Source organism: Oleiphilus sp. HI0043 (genome assembly GCF_001634935.1).
This window is the reverse complement of record NZ_LWEY01000181.1, coordinates 1-1,508: the sequence shown is the minus strand read 5'-3', so window position 1 is coordinate 1,508 and position 1,508 is coordinate 1. Positions and strand designations below refer to the sequence as shown.

Sequence of the window (1,508 nt, the reverse complement as noted above, 5' to 3'; positions counted from 1 at the left end):
TATCTTAAGTCAACAGCAGGTGAGTTAATGAAAATAGCAATCGCAGGGACGGGCTATGTCGGCCTATCAAATGCCATGTTACTGGCGCAGCATAATGAAGTCGTTGCCCTGGATATTGACAAGAACAAGGTTGCTTTATTGAATGATAAGCGTTCGCCTATTCTTGATCCGGAAATTGAGCACTTTCTTCAAAATAAAGAACTTAATTTCAAGGCTTCGTTGGATAAAAAGGAAGCTTATAAAGACGCAGCGTTTGTCGTGATTGCTACTCCGACTGATTATGATACGGAAACCAATTACTTTAATACCTCATCTGTTGAATCAGTTATTCGAGACGTTCTTGAAATTAACCCCAGCGCCATGATGATTATTAAGTCTACGGTACCTGTTGGCTTTACCAAACGCGTTCGTAGCGAGTTTGATACAGTCAATATCGTTTTCTCTCCTGAGTTTCTTCGAGAAGGGAAGGCACTACATGACAACCTATACCCATCACGAATTATTGTTGGCTCACAAAGTGAACTGGCAAAGACATTTGCAGCTTTGCTCGCTCAAGGAGCAGTCAAGGAAGATATCGATACGCTATTTATTGATTCAACAGAAGCTGAAGCGGTTAAATTATTTTCTAACACTTATCTCGCTATGCGTGTTTCGTATTTTAATGAGCTGGATAGCTATGCAGAATCCCATGGTTTGGATACTCAACAGATTATCCAAGGTGTCAGCTTAGATCCACGAATCGGAGGGCATTATAATAACCCTTCATTTGGTTATGGTGGATATTGCTTACCGAAAGATACTAAGCAGCTATTGGCAAACTTTAAGGATGTTCCAAATAACCTGGTGCGTGCGATTGTTGATTCGAATACGACTCGAAAAGACTTTATTGCAGATGCAATCATCAAAAAGAACCCCACAGTGGTAGGCGTTTACCGCTTGGTCATGAAGTCTGGTTCAGATAATTTCAGGGCGTCAGCTATACAAGGGATTATGAAGCGAATAAAAGCAAAAGGTATAGAAGTCGTTATTTATGAGCCTACGTTTAATGAAGACTCGTTCTTTCATTCTCGTGTGATTAAAGACCTTAGTGAGTTCAAGAAGCTTTCTGATGTTATCGTTGCTAACCGTCGTTCTGAAAACCTGGCTGACGTGGAAGAGAAGGTTTACACGCGGGATTTATTTGGCAGTGATTAATTTTAGTTATCCCTAATCTAAACAGCAAAGGGGTGTAAGCCCCTGTGGACAAAACAATGAAAATCCTACACCACGGAGCGGTGAATGGCGTAACGGGTTCGTGTCACGAGCTTCGAATTTCCGATAAAAACAGTTCTGAACAACAAGGTATTCTGATTGATTGCGGATTGTTTCAAGGGGCCGAGACCTCTGGGCAGTCGAGTGAAAGCCAGCTTGAAATCGACTTCCCAGTTTCTCATATTAAAGCGCTTGTCGTGACCCATGTTCATATCGATCATGTCGGGCGCATTCCTTATCTTCTCGCTGCTGGCTTT

2 protein-coding genes are annotated in these 1,508 nt (G+C 41.9%); both read left to right on the top strand.

Going from position 1 to position 1,508, the window contains the following annotated elements; genetic code table 11:
- Nucleotides 1-27 precede the first annotated feature (27 nt).
- Nucleotides 28-1,194: a nucleotide sugar dehydrogenase gene (locus tag A3729_RS03190; protein WP_068633143.1), complete on the top strand. Its 1,167-nt coding sequence runs from the start codon at nucleotides 28-30 to the stop codon at nucleotides 1,192-1,194.
- Between the two features lie 56 nt (nucleotides 1,195-1,250).
- The coding region (locus tag A3729_RS03185) for an MBL fold metallo-hydrolase (RefSeq protein ID WP_156497609.1) at nucleotides 1,251-1,508 on the top strand (258 nt) is incomplete at its 3' end.

Excerpts from the sequence above, each read along its gene's own strand:
- A3729_RS03190 (WP_068633143.1), top strand. The coding sequence starts at position 28 with ATGAAAATAGCAATCGCAGGGACGGGCTATGTCGGCCTATCAAATGCC.